The 24,975-nt window shown below is 66.2% G+C and carries 28 protein-coding genes; 17 read left to right on the top strand and 11 right to left on the bottom strand.

Annotation, left to right across the window (positions count from 1 at the left end; genetic code table 11):
• The first annotated feature begins 30 nt into the window (after positions 1 to 30).
• Positions 31 to 897: a flagellin N-terminal helical domain-containing protein gene (locus tag LQ954_RS01205; protein ID WP_227771322.1), complete on the top strand. Its 867-nt coding sequence runs from the start codon at positions 31 to 33 to the stop codon at positions 895 to 897.
• A gap of 175 nt (positions 898 to 1,072) precedes the next feature.
• On the opposite strand, the gene LQ954_RS01200 is transcribed toward LQ954_RS01205, so the two are convergent.
• The 11 genes from LQ954_RS01200 to LQ954_RS01150 all read right to left on the bottom strand — a co-directional run bounded on the left by LQ954_RS01200 (position 1,073) and on the right by LQ954_RS01150 (position 9,327).
• The gene (locus LQ954_RS01200; RefSeq protein WP_227771321.1) at positions 1,073 to 1,558 is read right to left on the bottom strand and encodes a DUF4142 domain-containing protein; all 486 of its coding nucleotides are present in this window, start codon (positions 1,556 to 1,558) and stop codon (positions 1,073 to 1,075) included.
• 119 nt (positions 1,559 to 1,677) lie between these two features.
• Positions 1,678 to 2,289 (bottom strand): DUF1989 domain-containing protein, encoded by a 612-nt coding sequence (locus tag LQ954_RS01195; protein ID WP_231021530.1) that lies wholly within the window; start codon positions 2,287 to 2,289, stop codon positions 1,678 to 1,680.
• Entirely contained in the window at positions 2,282 to 2,989 is a 708-nt protein-coding gene (gene gntA, locus LQ954_RS01190; RefSeq protein WP_227771319.1) for a guanitoxin biosynthesis heme-dependent pre-guanitoxin N-hydroxylase GntA, read from the bottom strand. Before gntA ends, LQ954_RS01195 begins: the two co-directional genes overlap by 8 nt.
• Before the next feature lie 127 nt (positions 2,990 to 3,116).
• Positions 3,117 to 3,872, bottom strand: a complete 756-nt coding sequence (locus tag LQ954_RS01185; RefSeq protein ID WP_231021527.1) for a sigma-70 family RNA polymerase sigma factor — start codon at positions 3,870 to 3,872, stop codon at positions 3,117 to 3,119.
• The gene (gene flhA / locus LQ954_RS01180; RefSeq protein ID WP_330999923.1) at positions 3,869 to 5,968 is read right to left on the bottom strand and encodes a flagellar biosynthesis protein FlhA; all 2,100 of its coding nucleotides are present in this window, start codon (positions 5,966 to 5,968) and stop codon (positions 3,869 to 3,871) included. Before flhA ends, LQ954_RS01185 begins: the two co-directional genes overlap by 4 nt.
• 4 nt (positions 5,969 to 5,972) lie before the next feature.
• A complete protein-coding gene (locus tag LQ954_RS01175) occupies positions 5,973 to 6,842 on the bottom strand; it encodes a lytic transglycosylase domain-containing protein (protein WP_231021525.1) in 870 nt (289 codons plus the stop codon).
• 149 nt (positions 6,843 to 6,991) lie between these two features.
• Positions 6,992 to 7,303 (bottom strand): flagellar protein FlgN, encoded by a 312-nt coding sequence (locus tag LQ954_RS01170; protein ID WP_231021523.1) that lies wholly within the window; start codon positions 7,301 to 7,303, stop codon positions 6,992 to 6,994.
• Positions 7,290 to 7,541, bottom strand: coding sequence for a flagellar biosynthesis anti-sigma factor FlgM (gene flgM, locus LQ954_RS01165; protein WP_227771314.1), 252 nt, complete (start codon positions 7,539 to 7,541; stop codon positions 7,290 to 7,292). The genes LQ954_RS01170 and flgM overlap by 14 nt, the downstream gene beginning before the upstream one ends.
• Before the next feature lie 96 nt (positions 7,542 to 7,637).
• Positions 7,638 to 8,144, bottom strand: coding sequence for a flagella basal body P-ring formation protein FlgA (locus LQ954_RS01160; protein WP_231021521.1), 507 nt, complete (start codon positions 8,142 to 8,144; stop codon positions 7,638 to 7,640).
• A complete protein-coding gene (locus tag LQ954_RS01155) occupies positions 8,141 to 8,662 on the bottom strand; it encodes a flagellar motor protein MotB (RefSeq protein ID WP_231021520.1) in 522 nt (173 codons plus the stop codon). The genes LQ954_RS01160 and LQ954_RS01155 overlap by 4 nt, the downstream gene beginning before the upstream one ends.
• Positions 8,659 to 9,327 (bottom strand): motility protein A, encoded by a 669-nt coding sequence (locus tag LQ954_RS01150; protein ID WP_231021518.1) that lies wholly within the window; start codon positions 9,325 to 9,327, stop codon positions 8,659 to 8,661. Before LQ954_RS01150 ends, LQ954_RS01155 begins: the two co-directional genes overlap by 4 nt.
• 254 nt (positions 9,328 to 9,581) lie before the next feature.
• Between LQ954_RS01150 and LQ954_RS01145 the strand changes: the two genes are divergently transcribed.
• The 16 genes from LQ954_RS01145 (at position 9,582) to LQ954_RS01070 (ending at position 24,922) form a co-directional block, all read left to right on the top strand.
• Complete coding sequence (locus LQ954_RS01145; RefSeq protein ID WP_227771310.1) at positions 9,582 to 9,920, top strand: flagellar basal body rod protein FlgB; 339 nt, start codon at positions 9,582 to 9,584, stop codon at positions 9,918 to 9,920.
• A gap of 3 nt (positions 9,921 to 9,923) precedes the next feature.
• Positions 9,924 to 10,334 carry a flagellar basal body rod protein FlgC gene (flgC, locus tag LQ954_RS01140; RefSeq protein ID WP_046407775.1) on the top strand — a complete coding sequence of 137 codons (411 nt, stop codon included), beginning with the start codon at positions 9,924 to 9,926 and terminating at the stop codon, positions 10,332 to 10,334.
• 3 nt (positions 10,335 to 10,337) lie between these two features.
• Positions 10,338 to 11,015: a flagellar hook assembly protein FlgD gene (locus LQ954_RS01135; RefSeq protein WP_231021517.1), complete on the top strand. Its 678-nt coding sequence runs from the start codon at positions 10,338 to 10,340 to the stop codon at positions 11,013 to 11,015.
• Positions 11,016 to 11,054: 39 nt separating this feature from the next.
• On the top strand, positions 11,055 to 12,308 hold the full coding sequence (locus LQ954_RS01130) for a flagellar hook protein FlgE (protein ID WP_231021515.1): 1,254 nt from the start codon (positions 11,055 to 11,057) through the stop codon (positions 12,306 to 12,308).
• 71 nt (positions 12,309 to 12,379) lie between these two features.
• Complete coding sequence (locus LQ954_RS01125) at positions 12,380 to 13,132, top strand: flagellar basal body rod protein FlgF (protein ID WP_231021514.1); 753 nt, start codon at positions 12,380 to 12,382, stop codon at positions 13,130 to 13,132.
• Positions 13,133 to 13,159: 27 nt separating this feature from the next.
• Positions 13,160 to 13,948 carry a flagellar basal-body rod protein FlgG gene (flgG, locus tag LQ954_RS01120; protein ID WP_227771305.1) on the top strand — a complete coding sequence of 263 codons (789 nt, stop codon included), beginning with the start codon at positions 13,160 to 13,162 and terminating at the stop codon, positions 13,946 to 13,948.
• Positions 13,949 to 13,961: 13 nt separating this feature from the next.
• Positions 13,962 to 14,648, top strand: a complete 687-nt coding sequence (locus LQ954_RS01115) for a flagellar basal body L-ring protein FlgH (RefSeq protein ID WP_231021513.1) — start codon at positions 13,962 to 13,964, stop codon at positions 14,646 to 14,648.
• A 57-nt stretch (positions 14,649 to 14,705) separates the two neighbouring features.
• The gene (locus LQ954_RS01110; protein ID WP_231021512.1) at positions 14,706 to 15,812 is read left to right on the top strand and encodes a flagellar basal body P-ring protein FlgI; all 1,107 of its coding nucleotides are present in this window, start codon (positions 14,706 to 14,708) and stop codon (positions 15,810 to 15,812) included.
• Complete coding sequence (locus LQ954_RS01105) at positions 15,809 to 16,207, top strand: rod-binding protein (protein WP_227771302.1); 399 nt, start codon at positions 15,809 to 15,811, stop codon at positions 16,205 to 16,207. The genes LQ954_RS01110 and LQ954_RS01105 overlap by 4 nt, the downstream gene beginning before the upstream one ends.
• On the top strand, positions 16,204 to 17,541 hold the full coding sequence (gene flgK / locus LQ954_RS01100) for a flagellar hook-associated protein FlgK (protein ID WP_231021511.1): 1,338 nt from the start codon (positions 16,204 to 16,206) through the stop codon (positions 17,539 to 17,541). The genes LQ954_RS01105 and flgK overlap by 4 nt, the downstream gene beginning before the upstream one ends.
• Positions 17,541 to 18,434 carry a flagellar hook-associated protein FlgL gene (flgL, locus tag LQ954_RS01095; RefSeq protein ID WP_227771300.1) on the top strand — a complete coding sequence of 298 codons (894 nt, stop codon included), beginning with the start codon at positions 17,541 to 17,543 and terminating at the stop codon, positions 18,432 to 18,434. The genes flgK and flgL overlap by 1 nt, the downstream gene beginning before the upstream one ends.
• A 99-nt stretch (positions 18,435 to 18,533) precedes the next feature.
• Positions 18,534 to 19,397 carry a flagellar motor stator protein MotA gene (gene motA, locus LQ954_RS01090; protein ID WP_227771299.1) on the top strand — a complete coding sequence of 288 codons (864 nt, stop codon included), beginning with the start codon at positions 18,534 to 18,536 and terminating at the stop codon, positions 19,395 to 19,397.
• Between the two features lie 3 nt (positions 19,398 to 19,400).
• Complete coding sequence (locus LQ954_RS01085; RefSeq protein ID WP_227771298.1) at positions 19,401 to 20,306, top strand: flagellar motor protein MotB; 906 nt, start codon at positions 19,401 to 19,403, stop codon at positions 20,304 to 20,306.
• A 240-nt stretch (positions 20,307 to 20,546) separates the two neighbouring features.
• On the top strand, positions 20,547 to 21,845 hold the full coding sequence (locus LQ954_RS01080; protein WP_231021510.1) for a TolC family protein: 1,299 nt from the start codon (positions 20,547 to 20,549) through the stop codon (positions 21,843 to 21,845).
• Positions 21,842 to 23,569: a type I secretion system permease/ATPase gene (locus LQ954_RS01075; protein WP_227771296.1), complete on the top strand. Its 1,728-nt coding sequence runs from the start codon at positions 21,842 to 21,844 to the stop codon at positions 23,567 to 23,569. The genes LQ954_RS01080 and LQ954_RS01075 overlap by 4 nt, the downstream gene beginning before the upstream one ends.
• A 3-nt stretch (positions 23,570 to 23,572) precedes the next feature.
• A complete protein-coding gene (locus LQ954_RS01070; RefSeq protein WP_227771295.1) occupies positions 23,573 to 24,922 on the top strand; it encodes an HlyD family type I secretion periplasmic adaptor subunit in 1,350 nt (449 codons plus the stop codon).
• The last annotated feature ends 53 nt before the right edge of the window (positions 24,923 to 24,975 follow it).

Raw genomic sequence — 24,975 nt, 5'->3', positions numbered from 1 at the left:
GGCCCGTCCAGATTATTCGGAGCCAGAAACATGACCGTCATCGGAAGCAACATCTCGTCGCTGCGCGCCAGCAACGCTTCAATCAAGGCGCAGGACGCGCTGTCGACCGCGATGGAGCGCCTCTCGACCGGCAAGCGCATCAATTCGGCAAAGGATGATGCTGCCGGCCTAGCTATTGCCAGCTCGATGACCTCGCAGATCCGCGGCATGAACCAGGGCATCCGCAACGCCAATGACGGCATCTCGCTGGCGCAGACCGCCGAGGGCGCGCTGGACGAGGTCAGCAACATGCTTCAGCGCATGCGCGAGCTTACCGTGCAGTCGCAGAACGGCACCTATTCGGCAGACGACAAGAAGAACATCTACGCCGAACAGAACGCGCTGGCAGACCAGATCCGCTCAGTGGTCAAGAACACCGAATTCAACGGCGAGGCGCTGTTCACCGGCGGCACCGGCAACGCGGCCAAGGAATTCTCGATCCAGGCCGGTGCGAATTCGGGCGACGACATCAAGATCAGCATCGACAAGCTGACGGCGACCACGGACAACGCCCTGGCCAACGTTGTTGATCTGGCCGCCACCGAAAAGGGCATGACTGGCGATTCAGATGCCACCGCGCCGGTCGTGCCGGATCTCGACGCCTTTGACGCTGCGCTGAAGCAGATTGCCACCGTTCGTGCGAACCTCGGTGCGTCGCAGAACCGGCTGGAAAGCGCGGTCAACAACCTGACCAGCAACGCGACCAACCTGGCCGACGCACGGAGCCGGATCGAGGACGCGGACTTTTCCGCGGAGTCCACCAACCTCGCCAAGGCCCAGATCCTCAGCCAGGCGTCGACGGCGATGCTGAGCCAGGCGAACCAGTCGCAGCAGGGCGTGCTGAAGCTCCTCGGCTAAGCGCCTCTGCGGCTCCGGCCCCGCCCCCGATCATCGGGTTGGAGCCGACACATCAAAGAGCCCCGGCAACCGTCAGGCTGCCGGGGCTCTTTTGCGATTAGCGATAAGGGGCAGACGGCCGAAGCGAGTTCAACCGGCGCGCCGGCATCGCGAACTTTCGGCCACCCTTACGCCATTACATGCCGTTCAGCATTTCCAGATGGTGCTGGACCACCGGTGCAGTCTTGGCGGCCACGGCCTTCAGCGGCGCGGCGGTGCCGGACTGCGCGTAACCCTGGTGAAGCGCCAGCGCCTTCTGGTGCGCCGCCTTCTGCTGCGTCACATACGCCTGATCGCGCGCCTCGCCGCGCGCTTGGCGGAGCTCGGCCACCATGCGCGACTGGTCCGCATCAAGTGCGGGCGGCGGCGGGGTGACGCCGGCCTGCTTGGCGGCCATCTTCACGTCGTTGGTGCTCTTGGTGTGATCGGTGATCATCATCTGAGCGAACTGACGGATCTTCTGGTTCTTGGTCGTTTCCAGAACGAGCTTGCTTGACGTGCGCTCGTAAAGGTCGCTCGCACCGGCCTTGGTGACGAAGTCAGAAGGCGACAATGCCTGCGCCGCGACCGGGCTGGCGATGATGACCGTGGCAGCGATGGCAAAACTCGACAGTGCTTTCACTTGCTTCCTCCTCCGTTTGACGCGCCCCAACGCGGGAATAACTTCCCGTGCCGGGGGTATGATTGCCGAACATAGGCGGAGCGCGCGAGTTCCCTGCGGGTGTTCATTCCTGATATAGATCAGGTACTTTCCACCAATTCGGGTGAAAGCACGCGATAGTCGATGGGTTTGAAGCTGCCGCCGTTGGAATCATAGGCTGAACAAGCGGTCAGGCCGATGATTAAGTCCATCGCGGCGCGAAACACTATCCTGTCGCCAGCCTTGCTGATCGGCGGCAGCACACGCAGCTTCCCAGTTTCCCCGTCGACCGGCACGTTCATGAAGCAATTGAACGCGCTCGGGATCATGTCCTCGGTAATCCCGTGCGGCGCGAGGGCGGCAGCGAGGTTGCCGAAACAGCCCCGGTGGAGAGGCTTGTCGGGATAGAAATGGCGAAAGGTATCCACGCTGCACGGGGTGAGCAGAAAGTCGTGCCGCCCGACATCGTCGGCGACGATTTCCAGCATCGGCCGCGACCTGTTCGAATACAGGGTGTGGCCGGTCGTGAGATAGATCGTTTCCGCGTAATCGAACGTCCGCCCGGAGGAGATCGCCTCGCCGACGTCATTCGCGTTGAAGGCGAGCAGATCGGCCACCTGCACGCCCTTGGGATCGATCACTTCGAGCAGGGCGCCTGAGGGCAGGTGAAATGCCGTCCCGCTACGTTCGGGAATGCGAATGGGGTCAGTCATTCTGGCCTTGGTAGTGAAAGGGGCAGGTCCAGCCGTCATCCACGACGCGGCCGCTATATTGGCGGGCCTCGCTTGCCTCCCCGTGGCGGGCTAGCATCGGGTTGCGCGATCCCGCCAGCGCCTCGTCACGCACGAGGATCTTCTCGCGCATGCTTTCGTACAGGCCATCGGCACGCAGCCGTTCGAACTGGTCGTGCAGGTTGAAGACCAGCGCCGGCTTCGCGAAGCGGCGCGCCGGACGGCTGGCGTTGGGATGGAGACCGACGACGAAGAAGGCCTCGCCGCCGAAGCTCAGCGAGAAGTGAACATCGTCGGGATCGGGGCTGACGCGGGCGTCATATTCCTGGCCGCGCCATACGTCCTTGTCCGACAAGGATTGGATCCGAGCCCAGAGCGCGCGTTCGAATTCCGCCTCGCTCAAATTCTCCGGACCGTTGAAGACGACGGCATAGCTCCGGTAAAGCGCCGGCTCCTCGCGATAAGCGGCCGCGAAGCGCAACAGGCCGTCGTGAATCCGCAGATCGTCCCACCCGCTGTCGATGCGGTTGCAGGCCAGAACGCTCAACGTGCCCTTGGCGAGCGCCGCCTTGGCACCGACGCACGGAAAAAGCCGGTCCTGAACATGCACCTGCAACAGGCGCTCGAATCGGTCCTGGTCCTCGTGGCGCCAGGGGAATAATGGTGTGACAGGCGCAGGCATGGACCGATCCTACGCGCGGACAGCGTGGTCCGTTCCCGAGTTTCCGGTTGATCTGAGTTAATCGGCGCGGCGACAGGGCAGCGGTTCGGGCACCAAGGATCTCTCGTTCAAGGCCGACCGCCAGCGCTCAAAGGCGCGCCATCGCCTTCTTCAGCTTGGCGTGCGCAGCGCTCTTGATCTGGCAGACCCGCGCAGCACCGACACCCAGCACCGCGCCGATTTCATCCAGGTTCAACTCCTCGACGTGATACAGCTGGATCACCAGCTGATCTCGCTCTGGCAGCGCGGCAATCGCGGCGATCAGGCGATCGCGCACCTGCCCTTCCGCCAGTTGCTCGAAGGCGCTGGGCTCGTCACTCGCAAACCAGGGCTGATCATCCGCATAGACCTCGTCAAGCGAATCGAACTGCATCGCCTCCGCCGTCGCATAATCAGCGCGCAGCTTTTCCACGCTGATCTCCAATCGGCCCGCAATCTCGCTTTCGGTCGGCGACCGACGCAGGTCATGGGTCAGCGCCTTGATGGCACCCTGATAAGCGCGACGGCGCTTGATCGCCCCGCGCGTCATCGCGGCGTGCCGGCGAAGCTCGTCGATCATGGCCCCGCGCACCCGCGTGGTGAGATATTGTTTGAACGTCGCTTGTCCGCGGTCCTCAAAGGTGCCGGCCGCTTCAACCAGAGCGACAAGCCCCACCTGCACGAGATCCTCGACCTCGACCGCGGTGGAGACGCTGCCATGCACATGCCAGGCGAGCCGGCGAACGAGCGGCAGGTGTTCACGGACCAGCGCGCCCTCTTCTCGCGCGCGGCTGCGCGGCGTGTAGGTAAGCGGCATCACCTGCTGGGCCTGCTGGAACTGGGCCTGCTGGGGCATCGCGCTCATGCCGCCACCGCCATCTGCGGCTGGCCCGCACCGATCACGGGATGCGTATCGTTCGCGCCGATCACGGCGACGACCTCGACGGCCTTGTCCTCGGGGACTTCGAAGAAGCTCATGACGGGGGTATCCGGCAGACAGGTTTTGACCAACTTGCGGATCGCGACGCGGATCGCGGGCTGCACGACGAGCGCAAAGGGCTTGGCCTCGGCGATCATCGGCTGGGCGGCGCGCTGCAGCGCATCGACGATGCGGCGGCCGAGTTCGGGCTCGACAACGTGGCGGCGCGACGGATCGGACCGCAATGCCTGGCCGAGCAGCCCTTCGAGGCCACCCTCCAGCGTCATCACGCGCAGCGGCTCGCGCACGCCGCACAGTTTCTGGATGATCAGCGGGCCCAGCTCCGGGCGGATCAACTCGACGATCTCCTCGGCATCCTGCGTGCGCTGCGCCACCACCGCGATGGCGGCGGCGATGCGGCGGAATTCCTTGAGCGTGATGCCCTCGTTCAGCAGCGCCTTCAGCACGCTGGTCAGCGTGGTGAGCGACAAGGGCTGCGGCACCATCGAGGCGACGAGCTGCGGATTGCGCTCCTTCAGCCCGTCGAGCAGCGCCTGTACCTCGTCCGCGCCCAGCAAATCGGCGGCATTCTGGCCCAGCGCATGGTTGAGGTGAGTTGCGATCACCGTCCCGCTGTCGACCACCAGATAACCCGCGCCAGTGGCGGCATCAGCATCGCCCGGCGCGATCCAGGTCGCGTCGAGGCCGAAGGTCGGATCCTTCGCCTTCTTGCCCTGCAACTCGCCGAAGCCGGTGCCGGTATCCAGCGCCAGCATCTCGTCCGGCGACACCTGGTCCTCGCCGACGACAACGCCGCCGACCAGCAGACGATAGGTGTAGGGCGCCAGGTTGATATCGTCGCGCACCTTCACCTGCGGCACCACGAAGCCGAGTTCCTTCGACAGCTGCCGCCGCACGCCGGTGATCCGGCCCATCAGCGGCGCGCCCTTGCGCTCGTCGACCAGCGGCACGAGGCCATAGCCGATGTCGAGGTTGACCATCATGCCGTCGGTCACTTCCTCCCAGCCGATGCGCGACTGGTCGACCGGCTCGGGCGCGGCGACCTCCTCGACCGGCGCGGGGCGCTGCGCGATCTTGTGGAGCTTCCACGCGGTGAAGCCGGCAATCGCGGCGGCGGGCAGCAGGATCAGGTGCGGCATGCCCGGCATGACGCCCAGCAGCCCCAGGATGCCGGCCACCGGCGTCCAGGTGCGCGGGCTACCGAACTGGCTGCCGATCTGGCCGGCGAGGTCCTTCTCGCTCGACACGCGAGTCACGATCGCGGCGGCGGCGATGGACAGCATCAGCGCCGGCAGCTGCGCGACCAACGCGTCACCGATCGCCAGCAGCGTATAGGTCTTGGCCGCCTCGGCGATCGACAGCCCGTGGCTGACCGGCCCCAGGATCAGGCCGCCGATGATGTTCGCCGCCAGGATCAGGATCGCGGCGATCGCGTCGCCCTTCACGAACTTCGACGAACCGTCCATCGAGCCGTAGAAATCGGCTTCGGTCGCCACTTCGACACGGCGCTTCTTGGCTTCGTCGGGCGTCATCAGGCCGGCGTTGAGATCGGCGTCGATCGCCATCTGCTTGCCGGGCAAGGCATCGAGCGTGAAGCGCGCCGACACTTCGGACACGCGGCCTGCGCCCTTCGTCACCACGATCAGGTTGATGATCATCAGGATCGCGAAGACGAAGATGCCGACGATGTAATCGCCGCCGATCAGGAAGCTGCCGAACGCCTCGATCACATGGCCGGCCGCCGCCTCGCCCTCGTGCCCATGCACCAGCACGACGCGCGTCGAGGCGACGTTGAGGCCGAGGCGAAACAGCGTCGCGAACAGCAGCACCGTCGGAAAGGACGAGAAGTCGAGCGGCTTTTGCGCGTTCAGCGCGACCATCAGCACGGCCAAGCTGATCGCGATATTGGCGACGAAGAAGATGTCGAGCAGGAAGGCCGGGATCGGCACGACCATCACGAGCACCAGCAGCAGGATCGCGGCGGGCAGCGCCACCTGGCGCGAGTTGGCGAGGAGCTTCACTGGATCAGCCCCCCATGCTCGCGAGCATCATATACGCCAGCCGGGCATTGTCGGGTGACGGGCGGAGCAGATTGGCCGCCTGCGCCGATGCCTGATTGGCGGTCCGCCCCATGGCGGCATTGGCCCAGGTCATCGCGTCGGACGCCGACTGGTTCGCGCCGGTGATCACCGTCGCGCCCTCCATGTCGAGCATCTGGGCGGCAAATTGCAGACGCGGCAACGAATTGCCGGCATTGCCGGTGCTGCCGGCAGGCCCCGCGCCATCCCCCAGCTTGGCGCCGAACCGCTCATACACCTCGCTCAGCGAACGGGCGGAGCCATCGCGGTTGAAGAACACGTTGCGGTTCGCGCCGGCCGCGGCGGGGAACATGCTTGCGGCGGAACGGTCGGGCGACGCCTGCATCGCCTTCAGGAATTGCTTGGCGCCGCCCAGCCCCAGGAAATGCGCCATGTAGAGGTCGGTGCCGGTCACGTCGCGGCCGAGGCTGGCCTCCAGCGCATCCTTGTTGTCGGACGCATGCTCGGCGGCCATCAGCGATGCTGCCTCGGGGTTGTTGCGAAGATCCAGGATCGCACGGCGCAGGCCGGGATCGCTCACCGTCAGGCGACCCGCCGAATTGCGCTGGATACCGTCGGCAGCCCAGCCCATGCCGTGTTCCGCGCCATGGTTCTTGACCACCGCGAGCCAGCTCTGCTCGATGAATTGATAGAGGCCGCTGGCAGACGAGGTGCGCGCGCGTGCAGTCGCGTTGAATCCGCTTTCGACCTTCGCCTGACCCACCAGATAGTCGAAGTCGATCCCGGTCTTGGCGGCTGCCCGCTGGATCGCGGACTGCACCCGGCCAGCGGCATTGTAGATGGCGTTGACGGTCATCGTTGCTGAGGCACTTCCCTGTTCTCAGGGCGTGATCAGCAAGGAGTGTGCCAGATCAGGCGGCGGGATAGTGCAGCGGCCGCCGAGGATGGGGACGGCGCAGTTCAGGCAAGAACGGCGTTCAGGGCATCAACGACGTGCGCGCGCAATCAGGCGTAGGCGACGGCCCCCGGGCGATAGGCGTTGCCGCCCTCACCGGTCAGAAGCTGCAGGCGGCGGCGAACGTTTGCCGCCATCAGGTTCACGTAGATCCGGCAGGTTTCGTTCAGGCGGTTCGCTTCGTCGGCCAATTCGCGCAGCTCCGGACCCGCCGGCCCTTCCCCCAGGCCGCGGAGTGTGTCGATCGCTACCAGCTTGGCCGAAGTGGCCTTTTCCAGACCGGCAACGTCATTGGCCTTCAACGCCGCAATTTCATGGTGGAGCGTATCGATCACGCGGATCAGGGCATCACGCCTTGTCATGCGACATCCATTCGTAGCGTGCCGCGATCAGCGCGTCCGCGATCGTGGCCGGAGAAAGAGGAAAATTGCCGTTGGCGATGGCCTGCTTGATCATCTCCACCCGGGCGGTGTCGACCGGCGCCGAGGCGGAAAGCTGCGCCGCGACGGTCGGCGCCTGCGTTGCCCGCGCTTGCTCCGTAACCGTCGCCGGGGCCTTGGCCGTCCCGACACGGGTTACCCCTCCAACCTTCCGATCCAAGGGCCTTGGCCCGATTGAGTCGACCATAACTACACCTGCTGCGCCTCGATCCCGCCGGGTTAAACGGCCGGGGCACGCAGGGCTTTAGTACTTTTTTCACTCCACCCATCCCGGCAGAGTCGCACGGCCGGGAGCGAGCGCCACCGCCTGCACCGGCATCTTGCCACCATCGACGCGCACCATCAGCCGCTGGCCCGCCGCGGCGTCTGCCATGGCGACGCCTTCGCGGGTGATGGAAAACCCGTCGGATCCCGCCTCGATGACCAGCGGATCGCCGCGCTTGATGATCTTCTCGGCAGCCATGCTGGCCGCCGCCGGGGCGGCAGGCGGGCGCGCAACGGATGCGGATTGCGCGGGCATCCGGATGGGCACGAACAGGCGCCACTCCGGCCCGGCGCAGGACACGACCACCGCATCATGCGCGTCCGTGCGCCACGACAGGGCAACGGTGGGACATTGTCGAAGCCGCAGCCGCGGGTCGATCGCGGCGCGCGCGCCACCATCCTCACCGATCGGCCGGCCAGTAAAGGCAGCCACGGCCCTGTCGAGCGCGGCGGTGTCCTGATGAGCGACGGCGGCGAGCGCCAGAGCGAACGCGATCACTTCTTCTCTCCGGTAAACGCAATGGTGACGACCGCCTGCCGGCGCGAGGGCCGCTCCGCGGTTTGTATAAGCAGGCGACGGCCCGGGACGACGGGCGCCAGGGCGGCGGCGACGGCCCGGGCGCGATCCGCAGCCAGCACGGCGGCGCTGCCGGTACCGGGATCGACATCGCGGCTGGTGCCGTCGACAGACGCCGTTACGCGGAGCGACACGCGCGGATCGCTGACCGCCTCCCGTGCCCAGGCACGGAGGGCCTCGACCGATTTCGGAAGAACCGCTGAACCCGGCGCGAAGTCGAACACGCCGGCTGCGGCTACCGCCAGCGGATCGGGCGCCATGGCTTGGGGCGCCGCGCCAAAGCCGGCGCGAATGCCGTCCGCCAGAGCTTTGCGGTCAAGCGACTGGTTCGCCTGAAGCAGCACAAAGAAGCCGACCAGCAGCAGGGCGAGATCGGCAAGAGTCACCAGCCACAGCGGGCGACCCTGCGGCGATGCTGGAAATTCGTCGGCGTACGTCATGCCGCCTCGCTGGCGCCGTGCCATGAGCGGACAACGGTGCCACGGGGCTGCTCACGCGCCGCAAGCGCAACCAGTGGCTCCTCCAGCCGCCGACGCTCGAACGCCTCGACGCGCGCGGCGGCGCGCAGCCTGCTCGCCACCGGCATGGCCACCAGATTGGCGAGCAGCGCACCGTAAAGCGTCGCCAGGAGCGCAACCGCCATCGCTCCGCCGATCGCCTGCGGGTCGGTCATCTGGACGAACATGGCGACCAAGCCGACAAGGGTGCCCACCATGCCCATTGCCGGGGCAGCCTCGGCCATGCCGGCCCATACGTCCGCGGCCGCGCAGTGGCGCTCGATCCGGGCCTGACGCAGGTACCGCAAGCGACTTTCCACCGCGTCCGGCCCGTGGCCATCGACGATGTCGGCGATCGCGGCGGCAACATCGGGATCGGCAATCACCGACTTATCGAGCGCCACCGGGCCATGACGGCGGGCGATGCGGCCGAAGGCGGTGATCTGCTCCAGCAGCGGATCGGCAGCAAACCGGCGGCGCGGCAACGTGCGAAGGGCGAGAAGCGCACGGGCGAGATCGCCTGCCGATGTTCGCAGCACGGCGGACGCGATGGTGCCACCGCCGACCAGGGCAAGCGCATAGGGATCGAGAAAGGTCTCGAGGTTCATGCGCGCCCCTACGCAAGCGGCGGGCCATTTTGATCATCGGGCCGGTGCGCCGCCCTGATCCGGGTTGCTGCCGGAGTCAGGCAAAACTGCGAGCGGCAATGCTGCCACCCCGGCACCCCGGCAAGATTGCCGGCCGCCCGGCAAATCCTTGCCGCCGCACTCTGCCAGCCTCGCGCCAGCCGCCTGTTGCGACAGGTTGGCACACAGCTTGCGGAGTAACTCGCGCACAGGCTCGTGCAGGAGATTTCAGGCCAATGGCCAACGGCAGTCTTTTCGGGGTTCACGGTGCGGCGCTTGAGGTTCGGGCGCAGCGGATGAACCTGCTCGCCTCCAATATCGCCAATGCCTCGACGCCAAACTTCAAGGCGAAGGACATCGATTTCACTCAGGCGCTCGCCTCGGTGGAGCGGCAGGGCGGCATCGAACAGGCGACGCTGTACCGCACGCCGGACTCGCCCTCGATGGACGGCAACACGGTGGAGCTCAGCAAGGAGCAGACCGCCTTCGCCGAAAACGCCGTCCAGTATCAGACGACGCTGTCGTTCCTGAACGGCCGCATCAACCAGCTCACCCGCGCGCTGAAGGGAGAATAACCCATGGCGAACCAACCCCTATCGATCTTCCAGGTCGCGGGCCGCGCCATGTCGGCGCAGCTCGTGCGGATGAACACGACCGCCTCCAACCTCGCCAATGCCGGCGCGGTGACCGGCTCGTCGGAAACCGCCTATCGCAGCATGAAGCCGGTGTTCCGTACGCAGTTCGACCAGGCGAGCGGCATGGCCACCGTCAACGTGGAGCGCGTCGTCACCGCCGGTGAGGACCCGATCAAGATCCGCGATCCCAACAACCCGATGGCTGATGCCGACGGCTTTGTTTACCAGTCGGCGGTCGACGAAACGCGCGAGCTGGTCGACATGATGGAGACCGCACGCAGCTATCAGAACAACGTCGAGGTGATGAACACCGCCAAGTCGTTGATCGTCGACACGCTGAAGCTGGGGCGCTGATAGATGGCGACCTCCTTTGACGCCACGATCGGCAATTTGGGCATCGGCACCGCGAACGCGGCGGCCAAGAATGCGGCCGCAAAGTCCCCGACCATGGGTCAGGCCGATTTCCTGAAGCTGATGACCGCGCAGATGAAGAACCAGGATCCCTTCGATCCGGTCGACAATACGCAGATGGTTGCGCAGATGGCGCAATTCTCCTCGCTCGCCGGCATCACGGAGATGGGCTCCACGCTGAAGGCGATCGCCGACAAGCTGGGCGCCACCAGCATGCAGGACGCGGTCAGCTATGTCGGCCGCACCGTGCTGACGCCGGGCAATGTCGCCTACGGCCGCGCCTCGGGCGGCATCGCCGGCGGGATCGAGCTTGGCGCCGATGCCGGCAACGTCACCGTCGCGATCTCCGATGCCAACGGCCAGCTGCTGCACAGCGCCGATCTCGGCGCGCAGAAGGCGGGCACCGTCAGCTACGACTGGGACGGCAAGACCGCGGCCGGCGCGGATGCCGGGCCGGGCCCCTTCACCGTCAGCATCAGCGCCAATGACGGCAGCGGCTCGGTCGCCGCCAACAGCCTCGTCTGGGCGCCTGTCACCTCCGTCTCGACCACCAGCGGCGCTGCCGTCCTCACCTTGCCGGGGATCGGTGAGGTTCCCGCCACCGCCGTTCGCCAGATCGGCTGACCTCTCCCTCACCTATCCCACGTTCCAGGAGCTTCCCTCATGTCCTTCTACACTTCGCTTTCCGGTCTCCAGGCTGCGCAGACCGACATGTCGACCATCTCGCACAACATCGCCAACGTCGCGACCAACGGCTTCAAGAAGAGCCGCAGCGAGTTCACCGACATCATGGCGTCGAACTTCACCAGTGATCCACGCCGCCTGACCGGCTCGGGCGCCGCGCTGGCGCAGAACAAGCAGATGTTCGGCGCGGGCAGCCTGGTGACGACCGGCTCGTCGCTCGACCTCGCGATCGCCGGCGACGGCTTCTTCCCGGTAAAGACCGCTGCGGCGGGCGGCTCGACGATCGCCTATACGCGCAACGGCAGCTTCGGCGTCGATCCCAACCGCTACATCACCGATACGCAGGGCAGCCGGCTACAGGCCTATGCCGTGGAAACCGACGGCACGGTGCCGAACAACGGCACGCTCATCGACGTGCAGGTGCCGATGACCAGCGGCACGGCCAGGGCGACCGGCGCGGTGACGCTGAAGGCCGCGCTGAACAGCGGCGCGACCGGCACCGATGCGGAGTTCAAGCGCACCGACCCGTCGACCTACACCAGCGCGACCAGCACCACCGTTTACGATGCGCAGGGCAATGCGCAGACGCTGACCAACTATTTCGTTCGCAAGCCGGCAGAAGCCGCCGCCGACGGCACCGAGCTGAAGTCGAGCGACTGGACGGTCTACAGCTACATCGGTGATACCGCGGCAAACGAGGGCGCCGGCACTCCGGTGTCGTTCGATGCCGAGGGCAATCTGATCAGCGGCAATGGTGAAAAGCTCGTGTTCGACGGCGCCGGCGACCCGCGCACCATCACGCTGGACCTCACCGGTACCACGGCGGCCAAGCAGCCGTTCGCCATCGCCTCGCGCTCGCAGGACGGCCAAGCGCTGGGCGAGTTCGCCGGCATCACTGTCGACAGCGCCGGCGTCATCACCGCCAGCTATTCCAATGGCGATGCGGTGAAGCTGGGCAAGGTGGCGCTGGCGAACTTCGTCAACCCGACCGGCCTGCGCCAGAATGGCGGCCAATATTGGAGCGCCACCGGCCTGTCCGGCACGGCAACGATGGGCGGCGCCAACGAGAATGGCTTCGGCAAGCTCATGTCGGGCACGATCGAGGGTTCGAACGTCGACATCACCGAGGAGCTGGTGGAGCTGATCGCGGCGCAGCGCAACTTCCAGGCGAACGCCAAGGCGCTCGATACCTCCAGCCAGATCTCGCAGACGATCTTCAACATCCGCGCGTGATTCTGGCCTGACTCTTGCTGTGTTCCGGTTGCGCCTCGGCGTGAACGGAACACCTTTGGATCGATCGAACCATGGACAAGCTGGTCTATACGGCGGCGACGGGCCTCAAGGCGCACATGGCGGCGCAGGCCGCCATCGCCAACAACATGGCAAACGCCTCCACGACCGGCTTTCGCGCCGATCGCGTGGTGTTCGACCGGATCGAGCTGAAGGGCGGCGGCGCGCGGTTCGATGCGCGTGCGCCCGCCGCACAGGAAGTGACCGATGCCGACCGCAGCGTCGGCGCGATGATCCAGACCGGTCGCAATCTCGACGTGGCGCTGACCGATGCCGACACCTGGCTGACGGTACAGGCGCCCGACGGCACCGAAGCCTATACGCGCCGCGGCGACCTTACCGTCACCGCATCGGGCACGTTGCAGACAGGCGACGGCTATCTGGTGATGGGGTCGGGGGGCCCCATCACCATCCCGCCCTACACGTCGCTGTCGATCGGCTCGGACGGCGCGATCTCGATCGTGCCGCAGGGCGGCGCCTCCACCGACGTCACCGTTATCGACAAGCTGAAGCTGGTGTCGGACCGCGGCTCGTCCACGGTGAAGGGCCTCGACAATCTGATGCACGTGCGCGGCGGCGGGGTGCTGCCCGAAAACATGGACGCCAAGATCGTGTCCGGCACGCTCGAACAGAGCAACGTCAACATGACTCAGGTGCTCGTCGACATGATCGAGAACCAGCGCAGCTACGAGGTCCAGGCCAACCTGCTGAAGGAAGCCAAGACCATGGATGAAGGCGCCGCCTCCGTCATGCGGATGCCGGGCTGATCGCGCGAAACCTAAGGAACCACGGACATGACCACCGCCGCCATGCACATCGCGCGCACCGGGCTCGACGCCCAGGATACGCGCATGCGGGTTATCTCGAACAACCTCGCGAACGTGAATACCACCGGGTACAAGCGTGATCGCGCCGCGTTCGAGACGCTGAGCTATCAGGTGATCACCGCGCCCGGCGCGCAGTCGACGCAGGAAACGAAATACGCCACCGGCCTGAACCTGGGCACCGGCGTGCGCGTGCAGAGCACCGCGCGCATCGACACGCAGGGCTCGCTGGCCACCACCGGCAACAGCCTCGACATGGCGCTCGACGGCGACGGCTATTTCCAGGTGCAGCTGCCCGGCGGCCAGCTCGGCTACACCCGCGCCGGCAATTTCTCGCGCTCGCCCGAAGGCCTGCTGGTCACCAGCGAAGGCTATCAGGTGATGCCCGGCATCAACGTGCCCGAAAATGCCACCGCGATCACCATCGGCATGGACGGCACGGTGTCGGCGACGATCCCCGGCCAGGCGGAGGCATCGAACCTCGGCCAGATCCAGGTCGCCAGCTTCCCCAACACCGCCGGGCTTCAGTCGATCGGCGACAATTACCTCGTCGAGACCGGCGCGTCGGGCACCGCCAACATGGGCGTCCCGGGCGAGGATGGCCGCGGCAAGATCCGCCAGGGCATGCTGGAGGCAAGCAACGTCAACGTCGTCGAGGAGCTCGTCGACATGATCGAGACGCAGCGCGCCTATGAGGTCAATTCCAAGATGATCTCGGCCACCGACGAAATGCTCAAATACGTCAATCAGAACATCTGAGGACTGATCGGCCATGACGTCCCGCACGTTCCCGCTCGCCGCCGCGCTGTGCAGCGCCGCGCTTCTCGCCGCGCCCGCCGATGCCGGCCTGTTTGGCAAGAAGGCGCCGGCGGAGGATTTCACCGCGGTCCATCCGCTGCCCGCCGCCCCGGCGCCGGCACCGGCGACCGGCGCGATCTTCCAGGCGGCGGACGGCTATGCCGCGCTTCACGAGGGCTGGCGCGCACGCCGCGTCGGCGATCCGCTGACGATCGTGCTGGTGGAGCGGACCGCGGCGTCCAAATCCTCGACCTCCAAGCTCGATTCGGGCGGTGGCTTCGGCATCACCCCGCCGACCACCGGCCCGCTCAACCTCTTCAACACCACCGACGCCAGCGTCAGCGGCAATCGCAATTTCGCCGGCACCGGCACGGCGGGCCAGGCCAATTCGCTCTCCGGCGAAATCTCGGTCACCGTGGCGCAGGTCTATCCCAATGGCACGATGCTGGTGCAGGGGCAGAAGCGCGTGACGCTCAACCGCGGCGACGAATTCATCCAGATCAAGGGGCTGGTGCGCACCGCCGACGTCGACCGCGACAATCGCGTCGCCTCGACCCGCGTCGCCGATGCCCAGATCGCCTATACCGGCAAGGGCGATGTCGCGCGCGCCGGACGGCAGGGCTGGCTCAGCCGGTTCTTCCAGGTCGTCAGCCCGTTCTGACCGTCGGCATTTAGCGCCGCATTAACCATGTCGCCCTCACACCCGAGCATCATGACCATGTTCCGCACCCTCCTCGCCCTCCCCGCGCTGCTCCTCGCCGCGCTGTGCGTCGCGGCGCCCGCCTCGGCCGACCGGATCAAGGATCTCGGCGGGTTTCAGGGCATCCGGTCGAACCAGCTCACTGGCTATGGCGTGGTCGTCGGCCTGCCCGGCACGGGCGACGACAATCTCGAATATACCGTGCAGTCGATGAAGGCGGTCGCCTCGCGCTTCGGCCTGCAGCTGCCGCCCAATGCGAACCAGGGGCTGAAGAACGCCGCGGTCGTGATGATCACGGCGGAGCTTCCCGCCTTTGCCAAGCCCGGCCAGCGGATCGACATCACCGTCTCCTCCATGGGCAAGGCGAAGAGCCTGCGCGGCGGCAGCCTGATCATGGCGCCGCTGCTGGGCGCCGATGGCCAGATCTACGCCATGGCGCAGGGCAACCTCGCCGTCGGCGGGCTCGGTGCGGAGGGCAAGGACGGCTCGCAGATCGTGGTCAACACGCCCTCGACCGGCCGCATTCCCGAGGGCGCCACGGTGGAGCGCGCGGTCGCGACCGGCTTTGCCGACGCACCCAACCTCACCTTCAATCTTCAACGTGCCGATTTCACCACCGCACAGAATGTCGCTGCGGCGATCAACCAGAAGCTGGGCTTCGGCGTGGCGCAGGCGGTGGACGCCGTCTCGGTCGCGGTTCGCGCGCCGATGGGCGCCGATGTGCGCGCGACGCTGATGTCGACGATCGAGAACCTCGACGTCACCACTGCCGAGCCACCTGCCAAGGTGATCGTCAACGCACGGTCGGGCACCGTCGTCATCAACTCCGCGGTGCGCGTCGGCCCCGCCGCCGTCACCCACGGCAAGCTGACGGTGCGCATCGACGAGAACCAGCGCATCAGCCAGCCCGCGCCCTTCAGCCAGGGTCAGACCGCCATGGAGCGCAAGTCCGGCGTCGCTGTTGAAGAAGAGCAGCGCCCGATGTTCCTGCTCGCCCCAGGCCCGAAGCTTGCCGATATCGTCAAGGCAGTGAACGCGATCGGCGCCTCCCCGGCGGATCTCGTCGCCATTCTCGAGGCGCTGAAGGAAGCCGGCGCGCTCAAGGCCGAGTTGATCGTGCTGTGACCGGGCCCGTTCAGATCGGCCGCATCTCCGGCACCACCGGCATCGACTCGGGCCTGAAGCGCGAGGCGTCCAGCGAGAACCTGAAGGCCGCCGGGCAGCAGTTCGAGGCGGTGTTCACCGGCATGATGCTGAAATCGATGCGCGCGGCGAAGCTCGCCGAGCCGCTGTTCGACAGCCAGGCGATCGACACGTTCCGCGACATGCAGGACCAGAAGATGGTGCAGCAGATGGCGCAGCACACGCCGCTTGGCATCGGCAAGGCGATGACCGACTTCCTGTCGCGTGGCCTTTCGGCAACAGCACCGGGAAATTCAACGGACTCGGCCAAAGCGGCCGACGAAGGCCAAAAGTCTCAATCCGGCCTTAACCAAGGCGCCGACATAAGGCCCGCGTGAGCGACCTTCTTTCCATCGGCGCGTCGGGCGTCCGCGCGAATCAGGCTGCCCTCGGCACGGTGTCGGAGAACATCGCGAATGCCGGGGTGACCGGCTATTCGCGTCGGACGATCACGACCACGGAAGTCGTCAGCATCGGCGGTCGCGCCGGTCTGACCTCCGGACACGGCGTGTTCGTGACCGGCGTCAATCGTGCGGCCGATCAGTTCAAGGCTGCTGCTGTTCGTACCGCCGGCGCCGATCTGGCCCGCACGGAGGCCGGTGGGGTCTGGATGGACCGGATCCAGTCCGCGCTGACCGGTTCCGGGCTCGACTCTCGCCTGTCCGCCTTCTTCAATGCGGCGAAAGGGGTTGCGGCCGATCCGACCGCGACGGCACCGCGCGCAGCAATGATCGAGCAGGCGCGCTCGCTTGCCGGTTCCTTTACCACGACCGGCGCGGCTCTGGCGCAGGCCACTGCCGAGCTGGACGCGACCGCCGATCAGGCGGTGGCCGATCTCAACAGCCTCTCTGCCGCGCTTGCCAAGGTGAACGAGGGCCTGGGCCGGGTCGGCGCGAACACCACAGGCGCGGCGAACCTCGCCGATCAGCGCGACGACATTCTCGAAAGGATGAGCGCGCTGGTGGATATCACCGCCAGCTACGATGCCGCCGGCCGTGCGACGGTGCGTGCCGGTGCCGGCACCGGTGCCATGCTCGTCAGCGGCAACCAGGCCGCCACGGTCAGCTACGCGCGGAGCGCGGAAGGCGTCGTCGCCATCGCCGTGAAGAGCGGGAACGACGTGTCGATGCTGTCGCCCGGTGGTGGCGCGATCGGCGGGATCGTTGATGGGGCGCAGCGGATTGCGGCAGCGCGCACGCAACTGGCGGAAATGGCGACGGACTTCGTCAATGGCGTCAATGGCGTGCAAAGCAACGGCCAGACGCTCGATGGCGCAGCAGGCGCGCCGCTCTTCGCGGTCGGCGCCTCGCCCACCGACATCACCCTTGTCATGTCCGATCCGCGGGGGATTGCCGCTGCCGCCCCTGGCGAAGGAACCCGCGGAAACGGCAATCTGGCCGCCTTGGAAGGCCTGCGCAGCAGCGCCGGCTTCGAAGGGTCGCTGAACAATATGGTCTCCAGCAACGCGGCCGCCATCCAGGCGCGCGGGGTTGTTGCCGATGCCCAGACCGCGATCCACGACAGTGCCATTGCCGCGCGTGACGCGATCTCCGGCGTCGATCTGGATCGCGAGGCTGTCGACCTGCTGCGCTTCCAACAAGCCTATCAGGCGTCAAGCCGGGTGATCTCGATCGCGCGAGACGCCTTCCAGACCCTGCTGGATATCCGCTGATGAGCGCCAACATCTCCACCAACCTGTTCTTCAACCGCTCGACCGCGTCGATGCAGAAGCTGCAGGCGCAGTTCGATCGGCTGAACGAACAGGTGTCGACCGGCAAGAAGCTGCTTGCGCCGTCGGACGACAGCGTCGGTTACCAGCGGTTGCAAGTGATCAACCGCGCCAATGCGGATGGCACGCAGGATGCCGCCAACGTGAAGCTTGCGCAGTCGACCCTGCAGCAGGCCGGCAGCAGCCTGTCGCAGATGACCGAACGGCTGCAGCGCGCATCCGAACTGGTGATCCAGGGCCGGACGGGTACGAACTCGGATACCGCCAAAGCTGCCATCGCCACCGAACTGGAGGGCATTCTGGAATCCGTGATCGCGCTGGCGAACGGCAAGGATGCGCGCGGCATGCCGCTGTTCGGCGGCAAGGACGACGGGGCAGCAGTTGCACGTGGCGCCGGCGGCACGCTCACCTTCGCCGAAGGGAAAGCGGCGGCAATGCCGATCGGCGATGGTCAGAGCGTCGAGGTGGTCGTCAACGCCAAGGATTTCCTGGCGGTAAAGGACAGCGAGGATCTGGGCAGCGCCATTGCGGCCATGGTTGCCGCACTGCGCGCCGGTGAAACGATCCCTGAGAGCGCCGCCGATACGCTGGCGACAGTGGCTGATCAGGTCACGGCGACCCAGGCGTCGCTGGGTGCCCGGGAGGCGCGAGTCGATCTTCAGGCCGCGCAGCTCAAATCGGCGGCAGACGACCGTGAACTCGCGCGGGCAGACATTGAGGATGCGGACCCGACCGAAACGATCGTCCAGCTCCAGAAGACGATGACGATCCTTCAGGCGACGCAGGCGAGCTTCTCGAAGCTCTCGAGCCTGTCGCTGTTCGACTATCTGCGCTGACCCGCACTACCGCCGCGCACGCGGGGCAATTTCCCGATAAAGAATCTGCTCCCCCGGTCGTTTGACAGAGAGCACCTTACGTAGCGTCCGGGGATAAAGATGTTCGCCGCCATCGGCCTTGTTGTTCTTATTGCCATGGTCTTCGGCGGCTTTGCCTTCACGGGCGGTTCGCTGGGTCCGGTGCTCCACGCCCTTCCGCATGAAATGCTGATCATCGGCGGCGCCGCTGCCGGCGCGCTGATCATCGGCAATTCCGGCAAGGAGCTGAAGGCGATGGGCGGCGGCCTCGCCAAGGTGTTCAAGGGCCCGAAGTACAAGAAGCAGGATTATCTCGACGTCATCTTCCTGGTGTCAAAGCTGATGAAGATGCTGCGAATGGAAGGCCCGATCGCGCTGGAGCCGCATGTCGAGGATCCGAAATCCTCCGCCATCTTTGCCGAATATCCGCGCCTGGTGGCCGATCATACGTTGGTCAACCTGATCGCCGACACGCTGCGCCTGGTGGTCGTGTCCTCCGGCACGCTCGACGTCCACGCGGTGGAAGAAGTGATGGATAACGCCATCAAGACCCACCATCACGAGGTTGAGGGGCCACACACCACCCTGTCCTCGCTTGCCGACGCCCTGCCGGCGCTTGGCATCGTCGCGGCCGTGCTCGGCGTGGTGAAGACGATGGGTTCGATCGACCAGCCGCCATCGGTGCTGGGCGGCATGATCGGCTCCGCGCTGGTGGGGACGTTCCTTGGCGTGCTGCTCGCCTACGGCATTGTCAGCCCGCTCGCCTCGCGCCTGAAGCAGGTGATCGATGCCGATGCCGCTATCTATCATGTGGTAAAGCAGATCATCATCGCCTCGCTCCACGGCCATCCGCAGCCGCTGGTGATTGAGGCGGCGCGCTCGGGCATCGCCCACACCAACCAGCCCGGCTTTGCCGAGGTGTTCGACGGCCTCAGGGGCAAATAAGCCATGGCCGCGCGCGCACCCCATGGCAGCAACCAGCCGCCCAAGATCATCGTCAAGAAGATCTATATCGAGGGGCACGGCGGCCATCACGGCGGCGCGTGGAAGGTCGCCTATGCCGATTTCGTGACCGCGATGATGGCGTTCTTCCTTCTGATGTGGCTGCTCGGCGCCACCACGGAAAAACAGCGCAAGGGCATCGCCGACTATTTCGCGCCAACCGTTCTCAACACCAAGTCGCTCGGTATCGGCGGCAGCGGGTTGCTGGGCGGCCAGTCCGTCACGTCGACCGAAAAGACGGGGCCGAACGACGGCAACTCGCGTATGCCGACCATTGTCTCCAAGGCAGAAGGTGCCGGCGGCGCGCAGATGGGCACCGGCAGGAAGGGATCGCTGCGCAGCGCCGAGGCGATCGCGGCCGAGGATCGCCGCAACTTCGCCAAGCTGAAGGAACAGGTCGAGCGGCAGCTGAGGGAGCGCAAGTCACTGGCGGCGCTCGCCAAGCACATCCGCTTCACGATGACCCCCAACGGGATGCGCATCGACCTGGTGGATGACGCGAATTATTCCATGTTCGCGCTTGGCACGACCGCGCTGGAAAAGGATGCCTCCACGTTGATCGGCATGGTCGCGGAAGGGATCCGTCCGACGCAGAACCCGATCATGATCCGCGGGCATACCGACAGCCTGCCCTATGGCGACCCGCGGGCGATGAACAACTGGATGCTGGGCACTGCGCGTGCCGAGGCGACGCGGCGGCGCCTCGCGGCCGGCGGGATACCGGAACAGCGCTTCTACCGAATTGAAGGGGTGGCGGATCGCGAGCCGATGATCACCGAAAACCCGATGGATCCCCGAAATCGCCGGGTCGCCATCACTCTCCTGTACCGTGCAGGGGCATTCGGGCAATAACTCGTCCAGAGTGAATGCTTTTGAGAGCGCCGACAATACTTGGCGGCGGCCCCGGGACCGGATAGAGATCACCCCTTGTCCCGGGGGGGATCTGTGATTTTACCATCGTTTATCAGGAGAGGCAGGGCAAGAACGGCCACCGCGGTTCTGACGGCCGTCACGCTGGCGTTCCCCGCCATTGGACAGGATTCGTCCAGCACGCAGACGCCGCCCCTGCTCCCCGGCCACAGCGGCAATCCGATGGCGATCCGCGCGGAGGATGATCCGCTGCTGGAACTCACGCGCCGCACCGCGCCGGTGGAAACGCTGCAGCAGATCGTCAACGCGACCCTGGCGCGCGCACCGGAGGCGGAGGAGGCGAGCGCCAATCGTGATCAGGCCAGCGCCGCGCTGGGCGAGGCCAAGTCGGCGCGCCGCCCCACGGTTGATGTCACGATCACCAGCTACAAGGTGCTGTCCCGCAACTTCGGCAACAATGTCGAAAACATCATCGAGGAGTCTCGTCCGGGACGCCGCACCGATCAATTGCTGACGGTGGACCAACTGCTGCTCGACGGCGGCAGCGCCAATGCGCGGATCGGTGCCGCACGCGAGCGACTGCGCGCAGCGGAAACCGACATCCTTGGCGCGCAGGATCGCGTTGCCCTGATGACGCTCGCTTCCTGGTACGACGTCTTTACCTATCGCGCGCTGGTGGCACTCTCGACGTCCTTCTCCGCCAGCCAGCGTGAATTGCGCGTGATGGTGCAGGAACGCATCCGGCGTGGCGCCTCGGCAGAGGCCGATATCGCGCGTGTGGACAGCTACATCGCCTCCGCCGACGCGCGGCTGGCGCGCTTTCGCCGGCTGGAGGCGCAGGCGTCCGCGCGATTCCAGTCGCTGACCGGCGCACCGCCCCCGCCAGGCCTCGCCCGCGCGCCATTCATCGGCCAGGCCAGCGTCAGCAAGGATCTGGCGGTCGCACGGGCGGTGGACGTGCCGGCGGTGCGCTCCGCCCGTTCGGTGGCGGAGGCCGCTCGCAACGATGCCCGCGCCGCTCATGCCGATCGGCTGCCGACCCTTGCCGCGGGCATCGATGCCGGCCGCTACGGCATTTACGAAACCCCGCGCGACTATGACGTGCGCGCGCGGCTCACGCTTCGTCAGCGTCTGTGGGGCGGCATTGAGGAGCGCGATCAGCAGGCCCAGGCCCGCGCCCGCTCGGCCGAGGCGCGCGCCAACCGCGTGTCCACCGAAGCGGCGCGCGACGCGGAAATCGCCTGGTCCGACGTACAGGCGCTGGAGGAGCAGCGCCGCGCTCTGGAATCGACCTATCTGGCCAGCCGCCGTTCGCGCGACACGATCGCCGAGCGTTTCCGTGTCGCATCCGGCACGCTCTTCGATGTGATCGGCGCGGAAGACAGCTATTTCGAAACGGCGGTCGGCTATCTCCAGGCCGTCACTGAACTCGACGCATCACGCTACGTCCTGCTGTCCAGGACGGGCCAGTTGCTGCCGACACTCGGCATTACCGATCCATCCCAAGGACGCCAGCCATGAGCGACCATACGCTCGTCCCCGATCCCAAGCCCCGCTTCGCGCCCTGGCTGCTCGAGCCGATGGCCGAGAACAAGCGCACCTATATCAAGGTTGCTGCGGCGGCGGTGCTCATCAACGTCTTTGCGCTGGTGACGTCGCTGTTCTCCATGGTCATCTACGATCGGGTCATCCCGAACAACGCCATGTCGAGCCTGGTTGCCTTGTCGATCGGCTTTGGCTTTGTCGTCATCTTTGACTTCGTGCTGAAGATGCTGCGTGCGTATTTCGTGGATATCGCTGGCGCCGACATCGATCACCAGGTCGGCGATCGCGTGTTCAGGAAGCTGCTGGCGATCCGGCTTGACCACAAGAAAGGGTCGACCGGGGCGCTCGCCGGCTTGATGCGGGAATTGGAAGCGCTGCGCGACTTCTTCGCCTCCGCCACCATGACGGCGCTGGTCGACTTTCCGTTCCTGATCCTCACCGTCGTGGTGATCTGGGCAATCGGTGGCAAGGTGGTGCTCGTCCTTCTCGTCATCATCCCCGTCGTGCTGCTGACCGCCTGGGCGACCAATCCGGCCCTGGAACGGCTCACCGCGCGAACGCTGCGGGAGGGTTTGTCCAAACAGTCCGTGCTGGTTGAAACGATCGGCGGGCTGGAAACGGTGAAGGCATCAGGCGCCGGGCCGATGCTTACCGATCGCTGGCTCGGCGCCGTCCGGCAACAATCCGATTCCTCGCTTCGCCAGCGCCTGATTTCCAGCATCGCGATCACCGTCGCCGGCTCGGCAAGCACGATCAGCTATGCCGCGGTGGTGATCGTCGGGGTCAACCTGATCGCCGCGCGTGAGCTGACCTCGGGCGGCCTGATCGCCTGCTCCTTGCTCGCCGGCCGGGCCATCGCGCCGCTTGCCCAAATCTCTCAGTTGCTCGCACGGCTCTCGGCAACCCGAACCGCCTATCGCCAGATCAACGCGATGATGGAGCAGCCCAGCGAAGGGCCCGCAGGAGAACCGCTGCAGATCGCATCACTCTCCGGCAAGATCGAATTCCGGAACGTCACCTTCCGCTATCCCGGCGCCGCAGAGCCGGCGCTGCAGGGCGTGTCCTTCACCATCGAACCCGGCGAGCGCGTGGCGCTTCTGGGCCGCGTGGGTTCGGGCAAGTCGACGATCACTCGGCTGATCCTCGGGCTCTACCCACCCGAAGACGGCCTGGTGATGGTTGATGGCAGCGACCTGCGGCAGATCGACCCCGCCACGCTGCGCGCCCAGATTGGCGTGGCGATGCAGGACAGCGTGCTGATGACCGGCAGTGTCCGGGAGAACATCAGTCTGGGCCGATCGGGCGTCGATGATACCGAACTGCTGCGCGCCGCGACGCTGTCAGGCACGCACCAGTTCATGGGGCAAATCGCCAACGGCTATGATCTGAAGCTGGCGGATCGTGGCGAAGGCCTGTCCGGCGGTCAGCGCCAGTCGATTGCCATTGCGCGGGCACTCGCCGGTCGGCCGCCGATGCTGGTGTTTGACGAGCCTTCCGCCAGCATGGACGCCCAGACCGAGCAGGGATTGATCGAGCGGCTTCAGAACGAGGTACAGGGTCGCACCATGGTGCTCGTCACTCATCGCCCGCCATTGCTTCAGCTTGTGCAGCGGATCATCGTGATGGAGCGCGGCCGGATCGCAATGGACGGCCCGCGCGACAAGGTGATGCAGCAACTTACCCGGCCGAAGGTGGCCTGAACCATGTCGCAAACACCTGCCCCGCGCGCCGTAAACCCCCTGGCACCAGCCGAACCGACGCGGCTCGAGGATTTGGCGGAGCGCATCAAGCCGCGCCAGGCGTCCAACGTGCTGCTTTGGGCCATCCTCGCCTTTTTCGTCATCTTCATAATCTGGGCGTCCTGGGCAACGCTTGATCGAACGGTGCGTGGCCCGGGTCGGGTGATCGCCAGCTCTCAGTTGCAGACCGTGTCCAATCTTGAAGGCGGGATCGTGCAGGAGATCCTGGTCCGTACCGGACAAGTGGTGCGGGCCGGTCAGCCGCTCGTCCGGCTCGATCCCACGGCGACCGGGGGTGAGCTCAGTTCAGGCGAAGCGCAGGCCGCTGCGCTTCAGGTCAAGATCGCGCGACTGAAGGCGGAGGTTCTCGGCCGCGAGCCGGTCTATCCTGCGCCGATCAACGCGGCGGTGGCTGAGCAGATCGAGATCGAGAAGGCGCTGCACACCGCACGGATGCAGGAACTGGCCGGCATTACCGGCGCCTATGGCGCGCGCGGCGTGCAGGCCACCCGCGCAGTGGCAGAGGCGCAATCCGCGCTCAGTGCCCGGCAAAGCGCGCGCGAGGCGCGGGCTACCGAGCTCGCCACGATCAAGCCGCTCGTCGAAAAAGGGATCGAGCCACGCCTTTCCCTGGCGCAGGCCGACAGCGCCGCCTCCGTGGCCGCAAGCGAAGCGGCGCAGGCCGCAGCGTCGCTCGCCCGCGCGCAGGCCGGCGTGGCAGAGGCCAATGCCAGCCTCGCCCAGGCGCGGCAGGATTGGCGAGCGCGTGCCGCGGACGAGTTGGCGCGGGCACAGGCGGACCTGGCGGCACGCGCCTCCACCATCCCGGCGCTGGCAGCACGCGTACAACGCACCACCGTGCGCGCACCGCTCGCCGGGCGGATCAACCGCGTGCTGGTGACAACCGTCGGCGCCGCCGTTTCCCCGGGGGCGCCGCTTGCCGAAATCTCGCCCTCACGCGACACGCTGCTGATCGAAGCACGCATCCGGCCCGAAGATATCGCCCGCGTGCGAACCGGCCAGCATGCGCGGATCAACATCACCGCCTATGACAGCTCCATCTACGGCTGGATCGACGGGAAAGTGGAATCGATCTCGCCAGACGCGATTGTCGATGAGCGGGCTCAGGTGAGCTACTACAACGTCTACGTCCGCACCGACACCAAGGGCCTGCTGGATCGGCGGACGAACAAGCTGCTGCCGATCGGCACCGGCATGACGGCGGAGGTAAACCTGCTCGGCGATCCGCGCACGGTGTTGCAGTACATCCTGACGCCGATCACCCGCCTGTCGGAACGTGCCTTCCGCGAATGAACAACCTGAGGCCCGGTCTGATCCGGGCACTTCTTGCCGCCGCGCACAATAAG

This window comes from Sphingomonas sp. IC-11 (assembly GCF_021043365.1).
Classification (GTDB): Bacteria; Pseudomonadota; Alphaproteobacteria; order Sphingomonadales; family Sphingomonadaceae; genus Sphingomonas.
This window is presented reverse-complemented; position numbering and strand designations above follow the sequence as displayed.